Below are 24,056 nucleotides of genomic sequence, written 5' to 3' on the forward strand. Positions count from 1 at the left end.
ATCCCCGCTGTCTGGGGTCATGGCGTCAGGCAAGCGGGGTGGGAACCACCTGAGGGCGCAAGCGCTGGATGGTAGCCGGGTCGCACAGGGCGGTGCCTTGCGCAGCCAGCGCGGCGGCCGAGGCGGCCATGGCCAGCGCAAACGCGTCGCGCAGCGGCTGGCCTTGAGACAAGCCCCAGACCAGGCCGGCCACAAAGCTGTCGCCCGCGCCGATGGTGCTGTGAACAGCCACGGGCAGCGCAGGTGCAGACCAGGCCTCATCGGCACTGACCAGCATGGCGCCGGCCTCGCCCAGCGAGAGCGCAACCGCTTCGGCGCTGCCTTGTGCGATCAGTTGACGGCAGGCCTGCAGCCGCTCAGCCGGTGTGGTCAGCGCCTGCCCGGTCAGTTCCCGCAGCTCACGCAGGCTGGGCTTGAACAGGAAGACGCCAGCATCCAACGCAGCCCGCAAGGCTGGTCCCGAAGAGTCCAGCACCAGACGCGTCCCCTGCGCTCGACAGGGCTCGGCCAGCATGGCGTAGGCCTCATCCGGCATGCCTGGGCACAGGCTGCCCGATGCCACGAGGTAGGCAGGCGCATTGGCCAGGCAGGCGTCCAGGCAGGCCTGCCACTCCTGCGCGCGCAGCGTGGGGCCGGGCAACACGAAGCGGTATTCGTCGCCCGTTTCGGTGGCCATGGCAGAAAAGCTCTCGCGTGTGTCCTGCGAGGTCGGCACCACGTGCATGGGCACGCCCTCTTTCTGCAGCAGCCGCACCAGTGTGGCACCCGTGGGGCCCCCTGAGGGGAACACCGCCCGCACCTCCGCACCCAGCCGCTTGAGCACCCGCGCCACGTTGATGCCGCCGCCACCCGGGTGCATGACCGGCTCGCTGCAGCGCAGCTTGTGGGAGGGCTCGATGCGTGGCACCGTGGTCGAGATGTCGAGTGCCGGATTGAAGGTCAGGGTGAGGATGGCGGTCATGCGGGGCTCTTTCATGACCAGCATGCCACGCCGGGGTGATGTGGTGCAATGCGGGCATGAGCCGATCCCTCGCCCGTGCAGCGTTTGCGCAGCACATCGTCGACCTGATGCGCGCCTTTGCCAGCGTGCAGGCGCGCGCGATGTTCGGCGGCCACGGGCTCTACCGCGATGGGCTGATGTTTGCGCTGCTGCTCGACGAGCGCCTGTACCTCAAGGTGGATGACGACAACCAGGCGCTGTTTGACGCCCAGGGCCTGCCGCCCTTCACCTACGTGACCAAGGATGGCAAGACCGGTAGCCTGCGCTACCACGAGGCGCCGCCGGACGCGTTTGAAGACCCGCAGATCATGGCGCAATGGGCGCGTGTGGGGTTTGAGGCGGCCGTGCGCGCGAACGCGAAAGCGACGTCGAAAAAGGCAGGGCGTCGGCTTGCAGCCAGCGGCAGCAAGGCCCGGGCTACGCGATCAACCACAGCGGGCGCCGCATTGGCCGAGCTTCGCAACCTGGGGCCGGCCAGCGCCGCCATGCTGCTGAACGCGGGCATCCGCACGCCGGCTCAACTGCGCAAACTGGGCGCCGTGCGCGCGTTCGACCAAGTCCGGCAGCGCGAGCCGAAAGCCTCGCTCAACCTGCTTTGGGCCATCGAAGGCGCGCTAAGCGACCGCCCTTGGCAGGAGGTGGCCGAAGCCGACCGGGCCAGTCTGTTGATGGCGCTGGAGGATTTGAAGCTGTTGCGAGGGTGAGGGCGCTCTCTGCGAGGTTGTCCATCAGCTTCAGACAAGGTTCGTGTCCGCGTTGACCTGATAGTCAGGCTTGGGCGTGGAGTGGAAAGTGTTGCGGCACACGAAATGCTGATTTTCTTGTGAGCGTCCTAGTTCGATCGACTTGATTTAGCTAGAGCACGCCTTAGCCAGATGACAGCCAAGCCAATGATGCCCAGGGAGACACAAAGCAGGTGAAGGTGGTCCAGGGAGACGATTCGGTAAAGACCATTGCTGGCACTAAAGGGGCTAAATGGTGCAATGTCGCTGTGCATGATGCTGTCGAGCGCCACGTGGGTGTACGCGCCGAGAAATGCGCCGACCGCCACTTGCTTTACTCCCAGTGAGCGCCATCCAAAGAGATCGGGGAGCCAAAAGCGAGATGCAAACCAGCGAAGTGCAAGGAACATGGTGATCGCACCCAACGCGGCTAAGGTTGCTCCTGCGTATGTGTGCAGGAAGGCGTGAACTGGGTTTCTGTGGTGGACCAAGTTATAGAGCGATTCCAAATCGATAAGCACATTGGTTGCACAAAACGATAGGAAGCTGACAGTTCGAGGCGACGCAGCATGTAGTGCAGCGCCCAGCCCAAAATGGAATGGAGTAATCGGCATACGTTGTTGAGGTCTAACACCGAGTTCACCGGCGCCGGAGCCCGTAATGGCGGAGGGCACAAGAACCGGCCCTGAAAATGTTAAAGGCGTGGCCGGTTTTTGCGTCCGCGTGCAACGCCGAGTTAGGCTGAGGCGCGGAGTGGAAGGTTTGAAAAGTACGCATAGCCCGAATTTTTTGGGTGTTGCACTTCACGTGTCAATCCGCGCTGGGGCGCGAAGGCACGGCGTTTCTGTTTCATAGACGGACTGGGACTAGTTACTATGCAGGAGCCAAACCATTAAGGGAATGAAGCATAAGCATACGAGGCCGTAAGTTAGATAATTTCCTGTGCGGGGATCGAAGTCAGGCCAGATCTTGCGCCATTGCTTACGCATGAGCAATCGACCCATGCCAATGTCGAAGGCAGCCATGAACAGCGCTAAGCCGATGCCTAAGGCCAGATGCGCTAATGGCGTGTGCAGACCGATGCTCGGCACCTGAAACAGGCAAATTCCAAAGGCAAGAACGGTTCCGGTCACTGCACTGAGTTTGATTGCTCTTTCCTTGCCGATGCAAGGCGTAACAAGTGCGGTCCTGGCAATGCCGTGCAAAGTCTCGGCGGAGGCGAGTAGCAAGCAAAGTGAGCCGATACGGACCAGAGTTTCGAGGTTCATCAACGCACAGCAGATGGGGCCTAACGCCCAAGGTAAGCGGCGCCGGAAGGAGCGCAGCGGGTGGAGGGTACCAACAAAGCCCATGAAAATGGCGAAGCCATGGGCTTTGTTGGCGTCCGCTTGACCGCCGAGTTAGGCAACGTTGATGCCAAGCTGCGCCTCCAGTTTACAAATATCATCGTTAATTCGTGCGAATGCTACCGAAGTCGCTTGGCGCCTAGCATCGCTGCCGATTTTCGCTCGCATGGAGTAATTTAGGTAAGACGCGTGAAGAGTCGGTCCATCACGACCCCAGCAACATTTATAGAAATCTGCCAACGCATCGTACTGAGACTGCTCCTCACGTGCGAGGAGAGCTTTAGCGATGGCGCGAACTGCCACATCAAGCGACCAAAGACTCCAAGACGCCTCGTTGGGGGTGGACGAATACTTGCCGAATTGCTGAACTAGGCATATATCCCAGGTGGCGTTCCTTAAACCCCTTCTTAGTTTTTCCGTCGAAGGTGAGTTGATGCCTTTTAGCATTTGACCTTTTGGAGGCTGATGCGATGCGGACGCAATGCAATATAAAGATGCTGCCGCATTATAGAAAGACTCCTCGGCCTGCCAGCGGTGAAACTCAAGGGCGGCATCAAGAGGAGGGAGCCCTCCGCGTCTAAGTGCTGCAATCTTTAGCACGTACAGGTAGTTAGGTCGCCATAACGTCAGTCGCTTCTCAAAGTTCGACTCTATTGATGGCGTGAGTACGGAAGGGTCTGATCGGATATCAGACAAGTGATCCTGCGGGATTTGGTCTGCGCGACCAAGGGCCACATCGATAAAAAATGCTGGGTCTGCGTTGTCGGCTATCCTGAAGTTGGAGTAATCCTCTAGTGCAGCCGAGTTTCCTTGTGTTGACCCATATTCATAAAGCGCCATTGATGGCTCGATAAGAATGTCGGCTAGTATGCAGAATGCTGCGCAAGCGCATGCAATGCGGGTACTTTTGGTTGATTCTATGGAGCCCACGAGGCGCTTCCCCGAGGCCAACTCAGCCAGAGGTGAAAGCAGATTTCTATCAAACAGTGCTTTGAATTCCACACCCCCGATTCTTCCGGCAGAAAGGTACTCCGAGAGATCAAATGAATAACTGTCCTCGTAGTTTCCTGTTACGAGTGGGGATGCTTCATTTAATAAATTCCGAAGTGCCATGTAGTCCTCTGGCGTAATCGGTACCCATACTGCTCCAGTGATGTTTTCATCGCTCATGTAGTTGCCTAACGCCACGTTAACAGACGGCTGCCAGCGAAGCTGGTAGACGTCCTGTTGAACAACATGTTAGGCGTCATAGCTTGGACTTGCCCGTGATGGCATCGATGTAGATGAGGCCCTTCGTTTGGGCTGCTTTGATTTTGCGATCCAGCATCTGTGAAAAAGTCATTAGTCCTTCCAAGACTACGATCAAGTCTGCACCATCTATAAACACAGTCTTTATTGCTTTGCCAGCTACCAGCGATCCAACAACATGCTCGCTATAGCCGTGGATCGAAAAGAAGAGGCCGCGCCCATACATCTTTCCCTCGATCTTGCCTGCGAACTGATAGACCGCCTCGTTCGCCGCACTCTTGTCCTGCCACTTCGCCTCGATGATGTAGTGCTCGCCGTCGTACTTGACCGACCCGTCGATCTGTTCACCGTTCACACGGAACGGTTCCGTGACATCTAGCGAATTGAGTTTGGCTAGCTCTTGAAGAATTTCTTCCAGTGCATAACCACGTTTCGCTCCCGCAGTTTCTCCTTGAAGTAGGGAGATAAAGCGGGCCTTCAGATTAGGGAGAGTGACCGCCGGAGATCTGGCTGCTGCTTCTTTCCGCTCCCGTTCTTTGCGCTGTTCCTGTATTTTGTGATCGCGAATCTCTTGCAGGATCTTTAGCTGAGCAATTGAGCGTTCTGCTTCTGATCTGTCCAACTTCTTTAGTTTGTCGAAGTAGTAGGAATCAAACTGCTTCCAGTTGAGCAGCGATTGAAGCATTGCCCGGAACTGGCCAAGACCTTCATCAGGTTTCGCGGACAAATGATCGAACATGGCATCGACGATTGCGTAGCGATGCATGGTCTTGTAGTCACCAAGCGCTCGAATGTCCGACTTTGTGCAACTGTTGTTCTCGAAGAACGAGACGATGTCGTCCTTTGGCCATAGCACCTTCAGGATGCACTCGCGCATGCACAGCTTGATATCACTAGGGAACGTCATAGAGCATGATTCTGAGGCCTAACGCCCAAGTTAAGCGGCGCCGGAGCCCGATAAGGCGTAGGGTGCCAACACTGGCCATGAAAATGGCGAAGCCATGGCCAGTGTTGGCGTCCGCTTGAACGCCCAGTTAGGCTGGTGATAAATGCAAAAATATTGCATTTGCTTGATTCGTCAACTTAGGCTTTTTTTAGAAATCATGCTTCATGCAGCATACGTTCAAGTGCATGGAGAATCATTCTTGGCACCTCTCGAACAAGCCTGAAGTCTTCCTCATTGTCGACCAGGAATTTTTCTATGTAGGGGTTGTGGGTGCTAACCATAAGGAGTTCTTCAAACTCGCCTATGACACGCTTTTTCGCTGCGGGTGTCTTGGCGGCCTGCAACTTCGCCAGAAGAACATTCCCTTCATCGTAGATCCATGGCGTTATTTCTCGTAGCAAGCTTAGGCCGACACGAATGCCAAGTGATGGACTTTTCGAGCCGAACATTAGTTCCTCCATCATTCCGGGATGAAAGCGACGACGGCGCTTCATGGAGCGGGAGGCTTCGCTGCGCTCAATTCTCGAGGGAAGATCTTGGAACATGATCTTGATTTCTTCGAAAAGCTTCGCAGAAGAGTTTTCGATTTCGTCGATGTTCTGGCGCTTTGATGCGTGAGGCTGCGGCGAGCCAGCAGACAAAGTGCTGAGAATGCCATCAACGGTAGTTTTGAACTTCCCTACTTGGAAGCGAATCGTGTCCCGGTCGGGCTCAGACCCAGGGATTCGATTCACTAGTTGAAACACCAGCTTCGTTAAAGAGTCTTCGTCGTCTCCGCAGTTCTGAAACTGCGCAAATGGCCCTGTGGAAACGTTCTTGAGCTCGATTCCGAGCGCAACTCCCAGGATGGGCGTGTCCAGCTTTCCCTTGGCCATGCCTGCCTCAAAGAGGATCCATGGCCGGTTAACGCTGCGGTCAGTTAACAGGCACACAACATCAGACGCAGACTGAATGTTTTTGATGATCTCTGGATACCACTCAACCCCGTACTCAATCCCCTGATTGCCTCGTCTGTCCGAGGTGCGAAAAGATTTAAGTACACCTGCACTTACGCTCTTGAGTAGATTGCTAAAGGCTTCCGCTAATTCAGCATCCCGAGTGTCGTGGCTAATAAATACCAGCGGGTTGGCGGCTTTGGTAAGGGGGGTGTCAATGACGTCTTTTTCTTCTGCCAAGTTGTTCTCCACAAAAGTTGTGGTTGGGGGTGGCTCTCGAATGGTTCGCCATGAAGCCTAACTACCAAGGTAACCGGCGCCGGAGCCCGCCAGGGCGGAGGGCACAAGCAAGGGTCATGAAAATGCCGAAGGCATGGCCCTTGGTTGCGTCCGCGTTGACCTGACAGTTAGGCTGGGGCGCGAAGTGGAAGGTTTTCATAATGCGTAAGCCTGCACTTTTGAGTGTCGCATTTCGTGTTTGAAAACGCACGCACCACGGATATTAGTTTTAGGTGTTGCTACACATTTTTGAGCCACGCATTACTCTGAAAGACCATCGTAGTTGGATGCAAATGACTCTTGCGCTAATGCATAGCCGAATGCCTTTGAATGTTCAACCGTGTAACCTTGGGTAGGCAATAAGTTCGTGAGGATGTCTTGCTTATACTGAGGCATTCTTGGATCAAAGCAAATAGAATCTATGAAGTCATGAGGGATTTCAGCGAAGATGTAGTCTTCCAGTTCACCAGCCTGAGCCGATTCGAAGAGGTTTTGAAGAGGATTATTTCTTTTGAGCCACACTTCATGAGGGAGATCGTTGCGGACGCCGGCATAAAGCACGCCACGAACTTCGCGTTCGTGGCTGAAGGCGGCGTCTTTTAAGAAAACACCATCACCATTTGCGGCGCTGTTAGCCTGAAATTCAAGATAGTCAGCGCGAAACTTGGTAGGGTCAGAAAGATACGTGGGATCTGCGCTAGCTTTTTCCATTGTTGCATTGTGGGATTTGCTGTAGCGCTCACGGATGACGTCTCTTAGCGTAAAGTAGTTTACATACCTCACCGGTTTTACTTGGTAGTGCCAGGCAATCGGAGCTCTCGTCCCATGCTCGTGGGCATGATTTGTCCAACTCCTCTGGCTCAGGCACTTATTCAGAGCATCGCATAGCTTGCCTGCAGTCGTGCTGACGCGAATGCCGGATTTATCAGAAGAATATAGAGACCACATTGCTATGCTGTCCGGCTCGGTAGTCCAGCATGTGGCATAGTGATTTTCTCTTGTAAGGGCGTGCTCCTTCTCTATTTCTGCTCTATCGATGTACTTTTGTCGAAAAATGGTGTTGTCTTGCATTACTAAGATGCTACCAACGCCCTCGTTTTTATCCTCAAAGGTGGCGAACTTCGATAGACGAATTCTTCTTCGTCCTGCTATTTCGTAAAAATCGAATAAAGACACAAACCGGAATAATCTTGTTTTGGGATCAAGGGGTGAGGCAACAGACATGGTTTAATGGGCCTAACGCCCGCGTTAACAGGCGACTGCCGGCGGAGCCGGTAGACGTCCTGTTGAACAACCGGTTAGGCATCGGCCGGAATGATCGGACGCAATTAAAGCGTAATCAAGTGCCATATTTGATGATTATCTGATTTCTCACGTCGGCTCACTGTGCGTCGGCTGTTAACGCCCGACGGATGCGTTTAGCGAACACTGCGTTATGTACAAAGAAAGTTGCTATGAGAAGGTAGCCAAAAAATGCCGGTAGCACTGCATCTGGACGACTATATTGCAGATCCATGTACAACACACCCGCAAAGAATGTGATCAGCAACAGTATCCATAAATTTAAATCGACGTGCGGTGCGTGTATTTTTCCGGTCTCATGTATTCGTATCCCCAGGACTTTTTGCCAATCGTTTTCTCGATCCAAAACAGCGGTGATTGTTTGGCCGGAAATCAATTCGGGATTTCCCTTCACCGAAATCGAGAAATATTTCTCCCCATCCGATTCAAAACTAAACCAGGTCTCTCGAGTGTTTTCTGAGAAGTTTTTTGGCTGAACATCGAATACGCGGTCCATGCGAATAGTGACGGTTTGCATAGGTCGATTTATTGAGTGGCCTAACTTCTGGTTAACCGGCGCCGGAGCGCGAAGCGCGCAGGGCACCAACAGAGGCCATGAAAATGCCGAAGGCATGGCCTCTGTTGGCGTCCGCGTTCAACCTACAGTTAGACATTTTTCGCCTCAAGCGGCTGTTTTGCAGATATTTTAATGTTAGGCGATACTATTTCGACCAGAACTCGCCGAAATGACATTTTTACTAACCCATGATCTGGATTTAGATATATAACTTGACCCAAATCGAAATCACCTTCATGCGGCAACTCATCTGTAAATGCTGGCGCGTTCAGCATGCCAACATACCTTCCCAGAACCCCAACAAAAACCGCCAATCTGTTCTTGCTTGGAACTAAGCCTACAACTGAATAGGGCGACGCCAGTTCGCATATTTTTCGAAATATTTGAACTTGAGGTTGGTTTTCCGATTGCAGATCGGTGTCAACTAATGTCTCGAAATTTTTTAATGTATCCCTCAATTCTTTGAGAGATCTGTTCATCAGCATTCGCAATTCATCATGCTTTACGTGGTGTTGAAATTTTTCTCCGTAAACAAATTGCCCTGCTGATAGCGCAACTTTTGCACAGAACCTAATACATAAATGGATGTCAACTTCAACTGAGAACGTTATGTTCTCGGGAAGTTGATTATTGAATGCCGTCTTTGATATTGGATCCCAAGCTTTTAGGCCTCCGTGCTGATCCAAACTAATCCGTAACGGGCGATTGCTACTCATTCCCCGAGCATTCTTTGTTACAAAAACTGGTTTTTTGCCGCTATGTCCTTTTGTCGCGTGCTTGTTTCGGCGATTGAGAATGAAAAAGTCATTTGCCATTGCGCCATCTATTTTGCTTCCAACAGCAGAGTTGAAAGCTCTGTCAACTGGGATGACAAAGGCGTTCAGACCTCCCAAAGCCAAAGGAATGATGTGCTCAGGAGAGCACTGATCCTGCCTTAGGAGCGAATTTGTATAGGGGCAGTACGGCATTGACGCTCTTGAAATGTCTAACGCCCAAGTTCAGGGGCGCCCATAAGGCATGGCCGGAGCGATGCGACGTGTGAGCGTCCCCTGCAACGCCCAGTTAGGCCAAGGTGCAAGTAGCAGGGCCTTTGCGCGGCCAGCGAGCCCACACACGAGGCGCCAGCCTGGTGTGTGCGATCAGCTGCAGTGGCAGCTTCCGAGATGAACCGTGCCATCACGCCTCCCTTTGCGTATGGCGTCAGCCACGCGCTGACGAATGCCTCAATCTAACGTACGTTTAACCCGTGCGGCGAGGGCGGCAGGTCACTTTGAGCGACGCACCGCTTGCCAAACTTGAAAGGCGATGATGAGTGGCCCACCGATCACGATGATGGCCCATGTTGGTACATAAAATCCGCGCCTACTTTCGTAGGCCACGCTCGGAGTCGCAAGCGTGTGGACGTCTGGGTTCTTGGGGTCGACGTGTACCGTCACCTTTGCTCCAACGCTAACGTCGGTGCAGTGCTTTGGGGCGTTGGGCTCATTGGTGCCAATGTGTCGCTTGCCGTTGAAGTAGAACTCGTACCAATACTGTCCGTGGTTATTGCAGTTCAACGAGTAGACCGTACCCTCGATAGGAACGCTTCGCTCCGCCAACGCTTGGAACTCCGATGCGTTGTTGTAGCAACCGGCGAGAGCTGTGGCCATGAGAACCATGGCGGTAGTGTGCATACGAATAAGGGCGGGCATGCAATGAGCGGTCTTTGGGCCTAACGCCCAAGGTAAGCGGCGCCGGAAGGAGCGCAGCGAGTGGAGGGTACCATCAAAGCCCATGAAAATGGCGAAGCCATGGGCTTTGTTGGCGTCCGCTTGACCGATCAGTTAGGCGCTGGATTTGGCGGGGCATTCGCAACCAATGCAGTTTCAGCGTTTGCTTCAGTCTGAGTGGCTAATGATTCCAGGTACTTTCGGATGTCTAGTTCACCGTTCCGGGCCGCTTCTCGCCACACGATGTCTGGATCAGCAACCACGCTGCGCCACGGATAGCTCTGATATTTCCACTGAACCTCGGAAAGTTCAGGTGCTTTTGCATTCCACCCTTTTTGAGTAAGGCGTACGGTTGCTGAAAGCACCATTACATCGGTAAGGGAGTGCACGAGCCCAATATATATGTTGAATGCCGGAAGGGAGGGATGCTGGGAAACCAGTGAGAGTTCGGCCACCTCCATGGGCAATGACTCAGTAACTTCAAGTGTGCTGGGTCGATAACGAGTTTCAACAATGTATTCGTCATCATTCTCTTTCGTTACTATCCATTTCCTCCCTAGGCCACCACTTAAGATTGAGCCAATCGGATCTTTGGGGACGCGAACTTTGTATGCTTCTTGGCTGACTTTGGCAAAGTACCTCTTGGGCCAGCCCTGCTCGTCAGCAAAGGTTGCGACGGCTTTTGATTTTGGAATTTGCGCAAGTTTGCCATCTATCTTTGCGGAGAGAGAGTAAAAGCGGCTTACGATTGAGTCAGATATTTTTGCGTTAATGATGCTCGTTTTGGTTGACTCGATTGCTTGCAAAACCTGTTCGTGGGGCACAAACTGGCTATCGCGGTGCCTAACTTCTATCTCTATCTGATTGGCGATGGTGAGTTCTGGCTTTTCAGCAGTCGTCGACTTGGTTCGTGCGTCGTGCAGAGACCTTATATCTTCACCGACATGGCAAAAGACTTCCAATCCGCTGCCTTGGTTGACAAAAAATGGTGTTTGATCGCTGGAGGTTACGAAGGCATCTGCGAGTGCTGCTTGTATGTCCCGATAAAGGATGGCCCCTTCCCTCTTCGATAGTGCCGCCTCTATCCATTTGGATGTAAAGAAACTTTCTGTGGCAGAGGCATAGGAGGATTGATCCTGTCGGCTTGATGCCATACAGATAAATGACTTCAGTTGACTGCGGCCGAGTGCTTTTTCAAATCCCGCGTTTGCATCCTTAATGTAAGGTGAGCCTGATTGGCATGCATCAATAATTTTGACGGCCACATTAGGCTTTACGCTTCGCAAGAGGTCGTCGAGCTCTGCGTTACTTATAGATGTTGTAGCGGGTCGAGCGGAGTCAAAGTCACTGCAGCATAGCAATGCATCATTCTGGAATAGGCCGTGGCCAGAGAAGTAAATGAAGGCCTCTTCGATGTCCTCTCTGTCTTGGTATTTTGCAAAGAAACTTCTCAGCGAGTCTTTGACTTGGCTTGCGGTTGTTTGGTCTGTGATAATTTGAATATCGTCATATTTCCTGGTTGCGGACAGCAGTGTTCGCATGTTCTCTGCATCTAGCTTGCAGGCGGGTAATGGAATTTCTGATAGGTAGTTTGATATTCCAATCAGGATTGCGATATTCAAGTTAATCTCCTGTGTGATGAAGATATTTTGCTGTGCTCAAAACTACTGCCGGTGCCTAACGCCTTAGTTAACTGGCGCCGGATCCCGCAGGGCGGAGGGCACCGTCATGGGCCATGAAAATGCCGAAGGCATGGCCCATGACGGCGTCCACGTTGAACGCCCAGTTAGGCAGGGGGGCAGGGGCACGGCTTTCATAGTGGCTAGCTTGGGTGTTGGGGGTCGCACTTGACGTGTGAAGTCCGCATCACGGTGTGGACCCTCCTCTGCTGCGAGGGGCAAGTCGCCGCCGAAACTTAAGCAGCTCTTGTACGCGAACATCCTTCCACAGCCATACGCCTTCTGACCAAAAAATGGGAAGACTTAGGAGAAAGGCGAAAAGCCGGTTGACACCTGGCTGTGTGCTGAATGGACTAAGTACAAGCAGTACAAGTCCGACAGCGACGAACATGATGAAGACAAAGAAGGCAGCTTGGGCAGAGAGCATCTCCCTCTGAATAAGCAGATCGTCACGCCGAAGTTCGCGGACTCGTCGAAGCGACTTGGCCCGGGAGCCTCGGAACAACCGGCGGACTATAGGCGAGAGGTATCTCCAAACTCGCGGGACGAGCATGATCAATAGCGCTGGAACGAAGGCGGTAAACCACCACGCAGGATCGCGCAGATTGTTAAGAATGCTTTCCATTCTTGTTTGTTGACGAGTTGTAGGAGGGCCTAACGAACTAGGTAACTGGCGCCGGAGGGGCCTAACTACCAAGGTAACCGGCGCCGGAGCCCGCCAGGGCGGAGGGCACAAGCAAGGGCCATGAAAATGCCGCAGGCATGGCCCTTGGTTGCGTCCGCGTTGACCTGACAGTTAGGCTGGGGCGCGGAGTGGAAGGTTTTGATAGTACGACGGCCTGCATTTTTGGTGTTGTACTTTACGTGTCAATCCACGCTGGTGATAGATGCATCACGCATTGGGTGCGTAGTTTCTTGTGTTTCCTGCCTGGGAGGCAATTCATTTACAAACCATTCATAGTACTTGCGCATGACAGGGTAGAAGATTTCTCGAGAGTCAACTCCGTCGATGCGGTAGTAGACCTGCCCCAGCGAATCTGTGCAGGGGCTGTCACATGTCATGCCTCTCGTCACAGATGTGCTGCCACCGCGCTTGACGTTGTGGTGCTTACTTCGATTGCATAAAGACTTAATGGTGCGAAACTCTTCCAATGCACCGATGTCAAAGTAAAGTTGCTCTTGAGGCAAAAGCGCGGCACCAGTAGCTCGCTTTTTCTCCATCGCTTCATGGCTGCTCCCTGCAATCCATTCGCGTAAATGATTCAAGGAAAAGAGCAGAAACAAAAGCACCCGACTGGTTGGTTCATGATCATATTCGACGATGGCCTTCTGAACTTCCTTGAAGAGATCCAGCGGACTTTCAAGCTCAAATAAATCAATAGAGTTGTTCATTTGGTCGGCAAGACAGGGTGAATGGCCTAACTGGATATAGACCGCAAAAGCGACGATTTTTGCCGCCAAAAGTGACGGATAACCTGTGAGGCAGGGGCCGGCGTGACGGCTAACCTGGACAGGCCGTTCCGTCGTAAGTGCTTGACCCGCAAGCAGTAATGGGCATTTGGCTCCATGTCCCTCCCAGGATATGTGGCGTCGTGTTCTGCGTGATGAACAGTCTACACGTGTGACTGTGCTGCACGGGGCGCTTTCCGCGCCTTGCCGCGTGGGCGCGCATGCGCAGGAGCGGCCTGCCCACAGGCCGGTCCCAATGGGCGGGAGATTTCGCGAACCGCCGTCAGTGCGCGAGCGGCTGCCCGAGTTGCCGCATCAGATCGCGCACATACTGCGCGCGGTCCTTCGGGTCTTTCAGCTCTTTTTCGATGCGCAGTTTCTCGTTGCCTGCCAGCTTGATGTGACGGTTCTTTTGCACCAGCTCGATGATGCGCATCGGGTCGACCGGTGGGTTGGGCCGGAAGGTCACGTTGATCACGCCGGGCGCCGCATCGATCTTCACCACGCCATAGGGCTTGCACAACACGCGCAGCTTGTGCGTGTCGAACAGGGTCTGGGCCTGGGCGGGCAGCTTGCCGAAGCGGTCCACAATCTCTTCCAGCATGGTCTCGATCTTGTCCACTGAGTCGGCTGTGGCCAGGCGTTTGTACAGGCTCAGGCGCACATGCACATCACCACAGTAGGCATCGGGCAGCAAGGCGGGGGCGTGCAGGTTGATGTCTGTGTTGCTGCCGAACATGCCTGATGGCGACAACAGATCGGGTTCCTTGCCCGACTTGAGGGCGCGCACCGCCTCGGCCAGCATCTCGTTGTAGAGCTGGAAGCCCACTTCCATCATGTTGCCGCTCTGGTTGTCGCCCAGCACCTCGCCCGCGCCGCGGATTTCCAGGTCGTGCATGGCCAGATAGAAGCCGCTGCCCAGCTCTTCCATGTTCTGGATGGCGTCCAGGCGTTGCGCGGCCTGTTTGGTCAGGCCTTCCACATCGGGCACCAGCAGGTAGGCATAAGCCTGGTGGTGCGAGCGGCCCACGCGGCCACGCAGCTGGTGCAGCTGGGCCAGGCCGAACTTGTCGGCGCGGGTGATGACGATGGTGTTGGCAGAGGGCACGTCGATGCCCGTCTCGATGATGGTCGAGCACAGCAGCACGTTGTGGCGCTGGGCCACGAAGTCGCGCATCACGCGTTCGAGCTCGCGCTCGGGCATCTGGCCGTGGGCAATCGCAATGCGCGCTTCGGGGATGAGCTCGGCAAGCTTGTCGCGCCGGTTCTCGATGGTCTCGACCTCGTTATGCAGGAAGTAGACCTGGCCGCCGCGCTTGAGCTCGCGCAACACGGCCTCGCGGATGACGCTGCTGTTCTCGCTACGCACGAAGGTCTTGATGGCCAGGCGGCGCTGCGGCGCGGTGGCGATCACGCTCAGGTCGCGCAGGCCCTCCATGGCCATGCCCAGCGTGCGGGGGATGGGCGTGGCGGTGAGCGTGAGCACGTCGATGTCGGCGCGCATGGCCTTGATGGCCTCTTTGTGGCGCACGCCGAAACGGTGTTCTTCGTCGATGATGAGCAGGCCCAGGCGCTTGAACTTGACGGAGTCGCTGAGCAGCTTGTGGGTGCCCACGACGATGTCGATGGTGCCGTCTTCCAGCCCCTGCATGGCGCCCTTGATCTCTTTGGCCGAGCGGAAGCGCGACATCTCGGCCACCTTCACCGGCCACTGCGCAAAGCGGTCGGCGATGTTCTGGTAATGCTGCTCGGCCAGCAGCGTGGTGGGCGCCAGCAGGGCCACCTGCTTGCCGCTGGTGACGGCCACGAACATGGCGCGCAGCGCCACTTCTGTCTTGCCAAAGCCCACATCGCCGCAGACCAGGCGGTCCATCGGGCGGGGGCTGATCATGTCCTGGATGACGGCGTGGATGGCGGCGCGCTGGTCGGGGGTTTCTTCAAAGCCAAAGCTGGTGGCAAAGGCCTCATAGTCTTGCGCGCTGAAGCGGAAGGCATGGCCCTCGCGCGCGGCGCGGCGGGCATACAGATTGAGCAACTCTGCGGCGGTATCGCGCACTTGCTCGGCGGCCTTGCGTTTGGCCTTGTCCCATTGTGGCGAGCCCAGCTTGTGCAACGGCGCCTCTTCGGCGCTCACGCCGGTATAGCGGCTGATCAGATGCAACTGCGACACGGGCACGTACAGCACCGCCTTGTCTGCGTACTCCAGGTGCAAGAACTCCGAAGGCCCTTCGCCCAGGTCGAGGTTGATCAGGCCCTGGTAGCGCCCAATACCGTGGTTGCTGTGCACCACCGGATCGCCCACGTTGAGCTCGGACAGGTCCTTGACCAGGGTGTCGATGTCGGTGGCTTGGTCGTGCTTGCGGCGTCGGCGTGTGGCGGGAGCGGCATCGAACAGCTCGGTCTCGGTGACCAGGTGCAGACTGCGCTCGGGTTGGGTCGGGTCGTGCCAGATGAAGCCCGCGGCCAACGGGGCCACGGTGATGGCGTGACGGTGGTCGCTGTCCACAAAGGCCTGCAGCCCGTCCAGGCTGGGCAGGTCGATGCGGTGATCGCGCAGCAGCTCCATCAGGCTTTCGCGGCGGCCCGGGCTCTCCGCCACCACCAGCACGCGCGCCGGCGTCTGGGCGATGTGCTGCTCCAGCTTGCGCAGCGGGTCTTGCCCGCCGCGCTCCACGCTCAGCGCAGGCAGTGGGCGCGCCCAGTCCACCGGCTCGCTGCCGCGCACCACGAGCTGCGCATGGGCGTTGGCCAGAGTAAAGAAGTCTTCAGGCTTCAGGAACAAGGTCTCGGGCGGCAGGATGGGCCGCTCGGGGTCGTGTTGCAGAAAGCGGTGCCGTTCGCGCGTTTCGGTCCAGAAGCGGCGCAGCGCCTCGTCGATGTCGCCATGCAGCACCACGGCTGCCCCGCCTTTGCCCGGGTCGCCCAGGTGCTGGAAGAAGGTGGCCGTTTCGTCGAAGAACAGGGGCAGGTAGTACTCGATGCCGGCTGTTGCCACGCCGCTGCCAATGTCCTTGTAGATGCGCGATTTGGTCGGGTCACCTTCGATGCGCTCGCGCCAGCGGTTGCGAAAGGCACCGCGCGCAGCCTCGTCCATCGGGAACTCGCGACCCGGCAACAGCCGCACTTCGGGCACGGGGTAGAGGCTGCGTTGCGTGTCCGGGTCGAAGGTGCGAATGGAATCGACCTCGTCGCCGAACAGGTCCACCCGGTAGGGCACGGGCGAGCCCATGGGAAACAGGTCGATCAGGCCGCCGCGCACGGCGTACTCGCCAGGCGACACGACCTGGCTGACATGGTTGTAGCCCGCCAGCGTGAGTTGGGCCTTGAGCGCGGCCTCGTCCAACTTCTGCTTTTGCTTGAAATGGAAGGTGTAGGCCGCCAGGAAGGACGGAGGCGCCAGCCGGGTCAGGGCCGTGGTGGCGGGCAGCAGCACCACATCCACACCGGTTTCGCCTTCGCCCTTCACGCCCTGCTGCATGCGCCACAGCGTGGCCAGGCGCTCCGAGATCAGATCCTGGTGCGGCGAGAAGGTGTCATAGGGCAGCGTTTCCCAGTCCGGGAAGATCGCACAGCGCAGGCCCGGCGCAAAAAAGGCGATCTCGTCCATCAACCGCACGGCATCGGCCGGATCGGCCGTCATCAGCGTGGTCAACTGCCCCTGGGCCTTGCGGGCCTGCGCGAACTGCGCCAGCAACAGGGCATCGGCCGAGCCGGTAGGGCGGGGCACGGTGTAGCGTTTGCCTTGGGCGATCGAGGGCAGGGGCAGGGCGGGCAGCATGGCGGTCAGAAAAGACAAAGCGCCCGGGCACAAGGGTGGCCGGGCGAATCAGTTCACTGGCTGCAGATTGTAGGTGGGCGAGAATGACGGGATGTCGTACACCGTCGCGTCACCCTCGTTTCAGCCCCGTTGTTATGCCCTGGTGCCCTGTGCGGGCGTGGGCGAGCGCGCGGGCGTTGGCGGCCCCAAGCAATATCACGCGGTGGCAGGTCAGGCGGTGGTGGCTCACACGCTGGCTGCCTTGCAGGCCGTGCCTCGCCTGACGGCCACGCTGGTGGTCCTGTCGCCCGAAGATGCCGCCTTTGAGCGGCACACACCCCACTTCACGGGCGAGGGCGCCTGGGTGGCGCGTGTGGGCGGCGCCAGTCGGGCCGAGAGCGTGGCCAATGGCTTGCAAGAGCTGCTGGCGCGCGGTGCCCAGCCACATGACTGGGTGCTGGTGCACGACGCGGCCCGTTGCCTGCTGCGCCCGGAATGGGTCGACCGGTTGATCGCGGCCTGCGACGACGACGAGGTGGGCGGGCTGCTGGCGCTGCCGCTGGCAGACACCTTGAAAGCGGCGGCTCCTGGCGCCCACGGCGAGCCCCGCGCACAGCAGACGGTGGACCGCACGGCCAAGTGGGCGGCCCAGACGCCGCAGATGTTCCGCCTCGGCCTGCTTCAACCCGCGCTGGTGTCTGCTCTGTCTGATCCTGTCAAGGCGGCCGCTGTGACCGACGAGGCCAGTGCCATCGAGATGCTGGGCCACACGCCCCGGCTGGTCACAGGCGATTTCGAGAACATCAAGCTGACGTGGCCGGGCGATTTCGCTTTGGCCGAGCGCCTGCTGTCGACGCGAGCTTGATCGCCGCCATCGCAATGGGCTTGACCCAATCGGGCGTGGCGGCCAGCGCTGTCGCGTCTGCCGGCAGACGCACCTGCCCCGCTTGCCAGTGCAAGACCAGCCGCGGGCGGGGCGCCTGGCCCTGATGGGGATCGGCCTCGTCGCTGTTGTCGTACACGCGCAGCTCGGTTAGCAGCGGCAACAGGCTGATCAGCTGCAGCCGGCTCTGGTCGAAGCGCCGACGGATGTCGGCCTCGGGAATGTCGTGTCCGCCCTTGCGCACGCGCGCCTTCACCCGCGCCAGGTGGTGCTCCGGGCTGGCCAGCCCCACATACCAGATGCGCAGCTCGAAGCCGGCCTCGGCCGCCTGCTTGAGCAGACGCGCGAAGCTCTGTCCGCCCAGCGTGGTTTCGAAGTTGTAGTCCAGCCGCTGCGCAATGGCGTGCTGCAACAGGCGCTTGCCTTCGTGCCACGCGGCGCTGTTGGCCTGCGTGGCGCTCAGATGCGGCTGTGCCGCGCGAATGCGCGCGGCGGCCTCATCGGGGTTGAAATACTGCGCGCCTCGGGCGCGAATCATCGCGCCGCCAATGCTGCTCTTGCCGGCGCCATTGGTGCCGGCCAGCACGAACAGGCGTGGGGTGTGGTCTGGGGCCACGGTGTGCTCTCTGTGTAAATGATGCGCAGGCAGCCGCGCTGCGTTGGCGCGGTGCCATCAGATGGGGGCGCAAGGTGCCCCCCGGTCAGTCGGGATGTCAGGTCTGCGCGCGAGGTCGGCGCCGCGTCAATGCGAGTGGCCCGACGACGGGCTGGATGCCTGTGCAGCCGCCATGGCTGCCAGCCCCAGTTCTTCGGGCGAGGCGTCGAAGGCATCCATGACCCCTGCACGTGAGGCAGGCGACTGCATCTGCTGCAGCAAGGTATCGAACTCCTGGCTGAGACTGCCCAGGGCCTGGTCGCGGGCGTCGATCAGCGCCTGATACGCGTCGAGCGACAGCACCACGGCGGTGGTGCGGTCGCGCTTGGTGATGGCCACCATCCCCTGGCTGAACGCCGTGTCCAGCACCCGGCCAAAGCTGTTCTTCGCCTCGGTGGCCGAAAACTCGGGCACATCGACGTGGTCGCCCAGGGGGTTGCGCAGGGGCAGGGCAGTCATGATGGTCAGCCTTCTTGGTCAGCTGTGGCGACATTGCCGAGGTCCATTTTAGCCAATTTGGCCATTTTGTCCATCAGCGGGCGATGTCACCACGCGACTTCCTGCTCGGGTGTGGCCTTGATGCGGTGAATCGACAGGTCGGCTCCGTCGAACTCTTCTTCTTGCGACAGGCGCACCCCCATCAGCTTGTTGATCAGGCCGTAGACCAGGCCGCCCGTGAGCAAGGCGAACGCTACCACGCACAGCGTGCCCACCAGCTGCGTCCAGACGCTCACGCCCCCGATGCCGCCCAGTGCCTGCTGGCCGAAGATGCCGGCCGCCACCCCGCCCCAGGCGCCACACAGGCCATGCAGTGGCCACACACCCAGCACGTCGTCGATCTTCCACTTGTTCTGCACCAGCGTGAACAGCCAGACGAACAGGGCCCCGGCGATGCCGCCCACCACCAGTGCGCCGGCGGGGTGCATGATGTCCGATCCGGCGCACACCGCCACGAGGCCGGCCAGCGGCCCGTTGTAGGCGAAGCCCGGGTCATTGCGTCCCATGAGCACGGCCACCAGCGTGCCGCCCACCATGGCCATCAGCGAGTTGACGGCCACCAGACCCGAGATCTTGTCGATCGTCTGTGCGCTCATCACATTGAAGCCGAACCAGCCCACGGCCAGCACCCAGGAGCCCAGCGCCAGAAACGGAATGCTCGAGGGCGGGTGGGCCGACATGGCGCCGTCCTTGCGATAGCGATTGCGCCGCGCCCCCAGGATCAGCACCGCGGGCAGGGCGATCCAGCCACCAAAGGCATGCACCACCACCGAGCCGGCGAAGTCGTGCATGGGCACGCCGTTGAGGCTTTGCAGCCAGTCCGCAAAGCCGAACTTGTTGTTCCAGATGGCGCCTTCGCACAGCGGATAGAACAGGCCCACGATCACCGCCGTGGCCAGCAGTTGAGGGCCGAAGCGCGCCCGTTCGGCAATGCCCCCTGACACGATCGCCGGGATGGCCGCCGCAAACGTGAGCAGGAAGAAGAACTTCACCAGTGCATAGCCATTGGCCTGCGCCAGCGTGCCGGCGTCGGTGAAGAAATCGACACCGTAGGCCACGGTGTAGCCCACGAAGAAGTAGACCAGCGTCGACACGCAGAAATCCACCAGGATCTTGACCAGCGCATTGACCTGGTTCTTGTGGCGCACCGTGCCGAGTTCCAGGAAGGCAAAGCCGGCATGCATCGCCAGTACCATCACCGCGCCCAGAAGGATGAACAGCGCATCTGCGCCCTGTTTGAGTTGTTCCATGCTCACGCTTTCTTCTTAAAGAGCAAGGGGCGCCGCCACCGCGTTGGCGAGCGCACCAGGGAAGGACATGGCGCACCAGGCATGCAAGACATGGGCCTGAGTTTGGGGCGTTTGGCTGCGTCCAGTGGCGTTTCTGGTGCGTCAATGCGCCGCTTTGGTGATCTAATCGGCTCAGATTTGGTGCGCCGCGGTTCGTGTGCGCAAGAATGGTGCGCCTGCCACAGCCGTGCAACTGGACGCGCGGCACGGGCGCTGTCACGCCCACGTCAACTGGGCAGCCGTCGGCGCCATCCGGCCTGACAATGCAGCTTGCACGTCACTCTGCTTCGCAAAGACATGAACCTGCCAGCCATCCGCGTCGGTGAAGGATGGGATACCCACGCCCTCGTTCAGGGCCGCCCTTTGATCCTCGGCGGCATCACCATTCCGCACAGCCACGGCTTGCTCGGCCATTCCGATGCCGATGCCTTGCTGCACGCCATCACCGATGCCTTGCTGGGCGCCGCCGCGCTGGGTGACATTGGCCGCCACTTCCCGGACACCGACCCGGCCTTCAAGGGGGCCGACTCAGTGGTGCTGCTGACCGAAACCGCCCGCCGTGTGCGCGTAGCCGGCTGGCAGATCGGCAATGTGGACAGCACCATCGTGGCCCAGGCGCCCAAAATGGCGCCCCACATCACGGCCATGCGCGAGCGCATCGCCCAGGCACTGGGCCTGGGCGTCGACGCCGTGAACGTGAAGGCCAAGACGGCCGAGAAGATGGGCCCGGTGGGCGAGGGGCGCGCCATCGAGACGCGCGCCGTCTGTCTGCTGTTCAGGCCGCCCGCTTGAGCTTGATGTGGGCCACCAGCCCGCCGCCGGGCGCGTTGGCCAGCTCGAAGGCGCCGCCCATGCGCTGCAGCGCCTTCTCCACAATCGCCAGGCCCAGCCCTGCGCCCGAGGCAGCCGTGCGCGCCGCATCCCCCCGGAAGAAGGGCGTGGTCAGCTGCGCGAGCTTTTCGACCGCCACCCCCGGACCGTGGTCACGTACGCTCAGGATCACCCACGAACCCGAGCGCGTGTAGCTCACGTCCACATTGGTCACACCCGTGTAGGTGTTGCGCCCATAGCGTCGCGCGTTCTCGAACAGGTTGGTCAGCACGCGGCCCAGTTCGGTTTCGTCGGCCAGCACCTTGGTGTCGATGGGCAGCTTGGCCGTGATGCGGATGCGCTTGGTGTCTCGGAACTGGCTGATGGCCTTGTCCACCACCGACGACAGATGCACTGGCACCAGCTCGACCTCGCCCGGCCTGGCGTAGTCCATGAACTTGTCGATGATGGCGTCGAGCTGGTCGATGTCGGCGGCGATGTTGCGCTTGGCCTCTTCGTCCACCACGCTCATCTCGGCCTCCAGCCGCAGTCTGGCCAGCGGGGTGCGCAGGTCATGCGAGATGCCCGCCAGCATCACCGCGCGGTCTTCTTCCACCTTGGCCAGCTCGCGCGCCATGCGGTTGAAGCCCTGGTTCACCTCGCGGATCTCGCGCGTGATCATCGACTCATCCAGCACCGAGTCGTATTCACCCTCGCGGATGCGGCTGGCCGCGAACGACAGCTCCTTGAGCGGCTGGTTGATCAGCCTTGCGATCACGGCCGAGCCCAGCAGCGTCGCGATCATCGCGATGCCCACCCAGACGAACCAGGTGCGCCCGGTCATGGGCTCGATACGGCGGGTGTCGGCCTGCAGCCAGTACTGGTCGCGCTCGATGTGGAAGCCCACCCACAGTCCCGGTATGCCGTTGACGCTGCTGGCCACCACGGTGGAGGGCCCCAAGCGGCTGCGCAGCTCCTCTGCAATGGCCCGCGTGAAGCGGCTGACCTCGAACGGCTCGTAGCGGTCGGTCGGCTCGCGGGGCTTGAGGATGATGGCTTCCTGATCCGACAGGGTCTTGATCAGCGTGACCCGGCTGATGCTGTCTGCATAGCGCAGGCCGGTGCGCGACAGGTTCACCAGGCTGGCGATCTGCTGGGCGGCCTGGACCGACCGCGGCTCGAACTCGAGCGCGCGGAAGGTTTGTACCCACGCCACGATGCCGGCTGTCAGCAGCAGCCCCAGCAGGATGAAGGTTCGCCAGAACAGGCTGAGCGCAAAGCGCTTTCTTGGCATCGATCAAGCCCCGCCATCCGGCACAAACACATAGCCCACACCCCAGACCGTCTGGATGTAGCGGGGCTGTGCCGGATCGGGCTCGATCATCTTGCGCAGGCGCGAGATCTGCACGTCGAGACTGCGGTCGAAGGGTTCGAACTCTCGGCCACGCGCCAATTGCGCCAGCTTGTCGCGCGACAGCGGCTGACGCGGGTGGCGCACCAGCGCCTTGAGCATCGAGAACTCGCCTGTGGTCAGCGCAATGGGCTCGCCGTCCTTGCTCAGGCGGCGCAGGGCCAGGTCGAACTCGAAGGGGCCGAAGGCCACCGTCTGGGCCTCCTTGGCCGGTGCACCGGGGGCTTCCGGCGCCGGACGGCGGCGCAACACTGCATGGATGCGGGCCAGCAACTCGCGCGGGTTGAACGGCTTGGGCAGGTAGTCGTCAGCGCCCACTTCGAGGCCGACGATGCGGTCCACGTCCTCGACCTTGGCCGTCAGCATGATGATGGGCGTCACGTCGTTGGCAGCGCGCAGGCGGCGGCAGATCGACAGGCCGTCCTCGCCGGGCAGCATCAGATCCAGCACGATCAGGTCGACCGTCTCACGGGTCAGCAGGCGGTTCAAGGCCTTGGCGTCTTCGGCCAACAGCACATCGAAGCCCTCCTGACTCAGGTAGCGGCGGAGCAGGTCCCGGATGCGTGCGTCGTCATCGACGACGAGGATGCGGTCCGGGCGCGGGCTCACAGAGACAGCGGTCATGGTTCTTCCTCGGCATTTGTAACAAGCGGGGATTGTGCGCAGGTTGAAGCCCGGTTTCCCGGGGTGCTGACCACCTGTTACAAATATTGCGGCTCTGGTCGCCATCCGTCAAGCGCATGATCTGAGCCGCGTCGTCCACATGGGGATGGCGTGCGTTGTACACATGTGAGCCACTTCAGGAGCCATTACGTGACCCGATTTCCCTCGCGACTGAACCGCCTTCCGCTGCTTGCTGCTTCCGCCATGCTGGCACTCGGCGCGGCCAGCGCCCATGCCGACGCGCCGGGGCCGTTGCGCCACAACGTCGTGAACTTCAGCGCCACTGCGACCGAAGAACTGACACAGGACTGGATGACCGTGACGCTGCACGCCCAGCGCGACGGCACGCACGCCGCCGAGGTGCAGCGCACGCTGCGCGAAACCGTTGACGCCGCGCTCACCGAGGCGCGCAAGCTCGCCCAGGGGCAGGACGGCATGCGCGTGCGCACGGGCAGCTTCAATGTGCATCCGCGCTACAGCAACCAGGGGCGCATTGCCGGCTGGTATGGCAGCGCGCAAGTCGTGCTCGAAGGCACCGACACGGCCCGCATCGCGCAGGCCGTGGGCAAGCTCAACATGCTGCAGGTGGGGCAGGTCAGCTACGGGCTGTCGCGCCAGTTGCGTGAGCAACAAGAGGCCGCACTGACCGCCCAGGCCATTCGCCAGTTCCGTGACCGAGCTGGCCAGCTCGCCCGCGAATTCGGCTTCAAGGGCTACAGCCTTGGAGAAGTGGCCGTGTCATCGACCGATCCTGGCTTCGAGGCCCGTCCGGTCATGATGGCCATGCGCGCCAAGTCGGCGGAGATGGCGGCCGATGCGCCGCTGCCCGTCGAGCCGGGCAAGGGGGTGTTGAGTGTCACGGTCAGTGGCCAGATCGTGCTGACGCCTTGACGCCCTGACCCCTCCTGGCTGAGGGTCG

At 59.1% G+C, this 24,056-nt stretch carries 21 protein-coding genes; 4 read left to right on the forward strand and 17 right to left on the reverse strand.

All coding sequences use genetic code 11. The annotated features are described in order from the left end of the window. Positions 1-25 precede the first annotated feature (25 nt). Entirely contained in the window at positions 26-961 is a 936-nt protein-coding gene (locus GTZ97_RS09760) for a 1-phosphofructokinase family hexose kinase (protein WP_161650557.1), read from the reverse strand. A 56-nt stretch (positions 962-1,017) separates the two neighbouring features. On the opposite strand from GTZ97_RS09760, the gene GTZ97_RS09765 reads away from it, so the two are divergent. After that, a complete protein-coding gene (locus GTZ97_RS09765; RefSeq protein WP_161650405.1) occupies positions 1,018-1,704 on the forward strand; it encodes a TfoX/Sxy family DNA transformation protein in 687 nt (228 codons plus the stop codon). A gap of 884 nt (positions 1,705-2,588) precedes the next feature. Here the strand turns inward: GTZ97_RS09765 and GTZ97_RS09770 are convergent. From GTZ97_RS09770 to mfd, 11 genes are all read right to left on the reverse strand, one after another. Next, positions 2,589-2,990, reverse strand: coding sequence for a hypothetical protein (locus tag GTZ97_RS09770; RefSeq protein WP_201748238.1), 402 nt, complete (start codon positions 2,988-2,990; stop codon positions 2,589-2,591). Positions 2,991-3,122: 132 nt separating this feature from the next. After that, the gene (locus GTZ97_RS09775) at positions 3,123-4,238 is read right to left on the reverse strand and encodes a hypothetical protein (protein WP_161650406.1); all 1,116 of its coding nucleotides are present in this window, start codon (positions 4,236-4,238) and stop codon (positions 3,123-3,125) included. Positions 4,239-4,314: 76 nt separating this feature from the next. Beyond that, complete coding sequence (locus GTZ97_RS09780) at positions 4,315-5,193, reverse strand: restriction endonuclease (protein WP_201748239.1); 879 nt, start codon at positions 5,191-5,193, stop codon at positions 4,315-4,317. A gap of 224 nt (positions 5,194-5,417) precedes the next feature. Further along, the gene (locus GTZ97_RS09785; protein WP_201748240.1) at positions 5,418-6,437 is read right to left on the reverse strand and encodes a toll/interleukin-1 receptor domain-containing protein; all 1,020 of its coding nucleotides are present in this window, start codon (positions 6,435-6,437) and stop codon (positions 5,418-5,420) included. Positions 6,438-6,737: 300 nt separating this feature from the next. Beyond that, positions 6,738-7,700, reverse strand: a complete 963-nt coding sequence (locus GTZ97_RS09790) for a DUF2971 domain-containing protein (protein ID WP_161650409.1) — start codon at positions 7,698-7,700, stop codon at positions 6,738-6,740. A gap of 157 nt (positions 7,701-7,857) precedes the next feature. Beyond that, a complete protein-coding gene (locus tag GTZ97_RS09795) occupies positions 7,858-8,295 on the reverse strand; it encodes a hypothetical protein (RefSeq protein ID WP_161650410.1) in 438 nt (145 codons plus the stop codon). Between the two features lie 128 nt (positions 8,296-8,423). Next, complete coding sequence (locus tag GTZ97_RS09800) at positions 8,424-9,302, reverse strand: HNH endonuclease (protein WP_161650411.1); 879 nt, start codon at positions 9,300-9,302, stop codon at positions 8,424-8,426. 297 nt (positions 9,303-9,599) lie between these two features. Then, on the reverse strand, positions 9,600-9,983 hold the full coding sequence (locus GTZ97_RS09805) for a DUF3592 domain-containing protein (RefSeq protein WP_161650412.1): 384 nt from the start codon (positions 9,981-9,983) through the stop codon (positions 9,600-9,602). 170 nt (positions 9,984-10,153) lie between these two features. Beyond that, a complete protein-coding gene (locus tag GTZ97_RS09810) occupies positions 10,154-11,665 on the reverse strand; it encodes a caspase family protein (protein WP_161650413.1) in 1,512 nt (503 codons plus the stop codon). Positions 11,666-12,589: 924 nt separating this feature from the next. Continuing rightward, entirely contained in the window at positions 12,590-13,114 is a 525-nt protein-coding gene (locus tag GTZ97_RS09815; protein WP_161650414.1) for a hypothetical protein, read from the reverse strand. Between the two features lie 340 nt (positions 13,115-13,454). Beyond that, positions 13,455-16,949, reverse strand: a complete 3,495-nt coding sequence (gene mfd, locus GTZ97_RS09820; protein WP_236651118.1) for a transcription-repair coupling factor — start codon at positions 16,947-16,949, stop codon at positions 13,455-13,457. 91 nt (positions 16,950-17,040) lie between these two features. Between mfd and ispD the strand changes: the two genes are divergently transcribed. Beyond that, the gene (ispD, locus tag GTZ97_RS09825; RefSeq protein WP_161650415.1) at positions 17,041-17,793 is read left to right on the forward strand and encodes a 2-C-methyl-D-erythritol 4-phosphate cytidylyltransferase; all 753 of its coding nucleotides are present in this window, start codon (positions 17,041-17,043) and stop codon (positions 17,791-17,793) included. Here the strand turns inward: ispD and GTZ97_RS09830 are convergent. From GTZ97_RS09830 to GTZ97_RS09840, 3 genes are all read right to left on the reverse strand, one after another. After that, positions 17,732-18,427: an ATPase gene (locus GTZ97_RS09830; RefSeq protein ID WP_161650416.1), complete on the reverse strand. Its 696-nt coding sequence runs from the start codon at positions 18,425-18,427 to the stop codon at positions 17,732-17,734. The two genes, ispD and GTZ97_RS09830, sit on opposite strands and share 62 nt — an antisense overlap. A 126-nt stretch (positions 18,428-18,553) precedes the next feature. After that, the gene (locus GTZ97_RS09835) at positions 18,554-18,925 is read right to left on the reverse strand and encodes a type II toxin-antitoxin system Phd/YefM family antitoxin (protein WP_161650417.1); all 372 of its coding nucleotides are present in this window, start codon (positions 18,923-18,925) and stop codon (positions 18,554-18,556) included. 86 nt (positions 18,926-19,011) lie between these two features. Beyond that, on the reverse strand, positions 19,012-20,214 hold the full coding sequence (locus GTZ97_RS09840; protein WP_161650418.1) for an ammonium transporter: 1,203 nt from the start codon (positions 20,212-20,214) through the stop codon (positions 19,012-19,014). A 336-nt stretch (positions 20,215-20,550) separates the two neighbouring features. On the opposite strand from GTZ97_RS09840, the gene ispF reads away from it, so the two are divergent. After that, the gene (gene ispF / locus GTZ97_RS09845) at positions 20,551-21,045 is read left to right on the forward strand and encodes a 2-C-methyl-D-erythritol 2,4-cyclodiphosphate synthase (RefSeq protein WP_161650419.1); all 495 of its coding nucleotides are present in this window, start codon (positions 20,551-20,553) and stop codon (positions 21,043-21,045) included. Here the strand turns inward: ispF and GTZ97_RS09850 are convergent. Both GTZ97_RS09850 and ompR read right to left on the reverse strand, forming a co-directional pair. Then, a complete protein-coding gene (locus tag GTZ97_RS09850; RefSeq protein WP_161650420.1) occupies positions 21,029-22,357 on the reverse strand; it encodes a sensor histidine kinase family protein in 1,329 nt (442 codons plus the stop codon). The genes ispF and GTZ97_RS09850 overlap by 17 nt on opposite strands. A 3-nt stretch (positions 22,358-22,360) precedes the next feature. After that, positions 22,361-23,098, reverse strand: a complete 738-nt coding sequence (ompR, locus tag GTZ97_RS09855) for an osmolarity response regulator transcription factor OmpR (RefSeq protein ID WP_161650421.1) — start codon at positions 23,096-23,098, stop codon at positions 22,361-22,363. Positions 23,099-23,287: 189 nt separating this feature from the next. Here ompR and GTZ97_RS09860 point away from each other — a divergent pair, with 189 nt between their 5' ends. Next, positions 23,288-24,028: an SIMPL domain-containing protein gene (locus GTZ97_RS09860; RefSeq protein ID WP_330863587.1), complete on the forward strand. Its 741-nt coding sequence runs from the start codon at positions 23,288-23,290 to the stop codon at positions 24,026-24,028. The last annotated feature ends 28 nt before the right edge of the window (positions 24,029-24,056 follow it).

Origin of the sequence: Aquabacterium fontiphilum (assembly GCF_009909205.1) — a bacterium.
Taxonomy (GTDB): Bacteria; Pseudomonadota; Gammaproteobacteria; order Burkholderiales; family Burkholderiaceae_C; genus Aquabacterium; species Aquabacterium fontiphilum.

Excerpts from the sequence above, each read along its gene's own strand:
- GTZ97_RS09765 (WP_161650405.1), top strand. The coding sequence starts at position 1,018 with ATGAGCCGATCCCTCGCCCGTGCAGCGTTTGCGCAGCACATCGTCGAC.
- mfd (WP_236651118.1), bottom strand. The coding sequence starts at position 16,949 with ATGCTGCCCGCCCTGCCCCTGCCCTCGATCGCCCAAGGCAAACGCTAC.
- GTZ97_RS09760 (WP_161650557.1), bottom strand. The coding sequence starts at position 961 with ATGACCGCCATCCTCACCCTGACCTTCAATCCGGCACTCGACATCTCG.
- GTZ97_RS09800 (WP_161650411.1), bottom strand. The coding sequence starts at position 9,302 with ATGCCGTACTGCCCCTATACAAATTCGCTCCTAAGGCAGGATCAGTGC.
- ispF (WP_161650419.1), top strand. The coding sequence starts at position 20,551 with ATGAACCTGCCAGCCATCCGCGTCGGTGAAGGATGGGATACCCACGCC.
- GTZ97_RS09775 (WP_161650406.1), bottom strand. The coding sequence starts at position 4,238 with ATGAGCGATGAAAACATCACTGGAGCAGTATGGGTACCGATTACGCCA.
- GTZ97_RS09805 (WP_161650412.1), bottom strand. The coding sequence starts at position 9,983 with ATGGCCACAGCTCTCGCCGGTTGCTACAACAACGCATCGGAGTTCCAA.
- GTZ97_RS09840 (WP_161650418.1), bottom strand. The coding sequence starts at position 20,214 with ATGGAACAACTCAAACAGGGCGCAGATGCGCTGTTCATCCTTCTGGGC.
- GTZ97_RS09815 (WP_161650414.1), bottom strand. The coding sequence starts at position 13,114 with ATGAACAACTCTATTGATTTATTTGAGCTTGAAAGTCCGCTGGATCTC.
- ispD (WP_161650415.1), top strand. The coding sequence starts at position 17,041 with ATGTCGTACACCGTCGCGTCACCCTCGTTTCAGCCCCGTTGTTATGCC.
- GTZ97_RS09770 (WP_201748238.1), bottom strand. The coding sequence starts at position 2,990 with ATGAACCTCGAAACTCTGGTCCGTATCGGCTCACTTTGCTTGCTACTC.
- GTZ97_RS09795 (WP_161650410.1), bottom strand. The coding sequence starts at position 8,295 with ATGCAAACCGTCACTATTCGCATGGACCGCGTATTCGATGTTCAGCCA.
- GTZ97_RS09835 (WP_161650417.1), bottom strand. The coding sequence starts at position 18,925 with ATGACTGCCCTGCCCCTGCGCAACCCCCTGGGCGACCACGTCGATGTG.
- ompR (WP_161650421.1), bottom strand. The coding sequence starts at position 23,098 with ATGACCGCTGTCTCTGTGAGCCCGCGCCCGGACCGCATCCTCGTCGTC.
- GTZ97_RS09780 (WP_201748239.1), bottom strand. The coding sequence starts at position 5,193 with ATGCGCGAGTGCATCCTGAAGGTGCTATGGCCAAAGGACGACATCGTC.
- GTZ97_RS09850 (WP_161650420.1), bottom strand. The coding sequence starts at position 22,357 with ATGCCAAGAAAGCGCTTTGCGCTCAGCCTGTTCTGGCGAACCTTCATC.
- GTZ97_RS09790 (WP_161650409.1), bottom strand. The coding sequence starts at position 7,700 with ATGTCTGTTGCCTCACCCCTTGATCCCAAAACAAGATTATTCCGGTTT.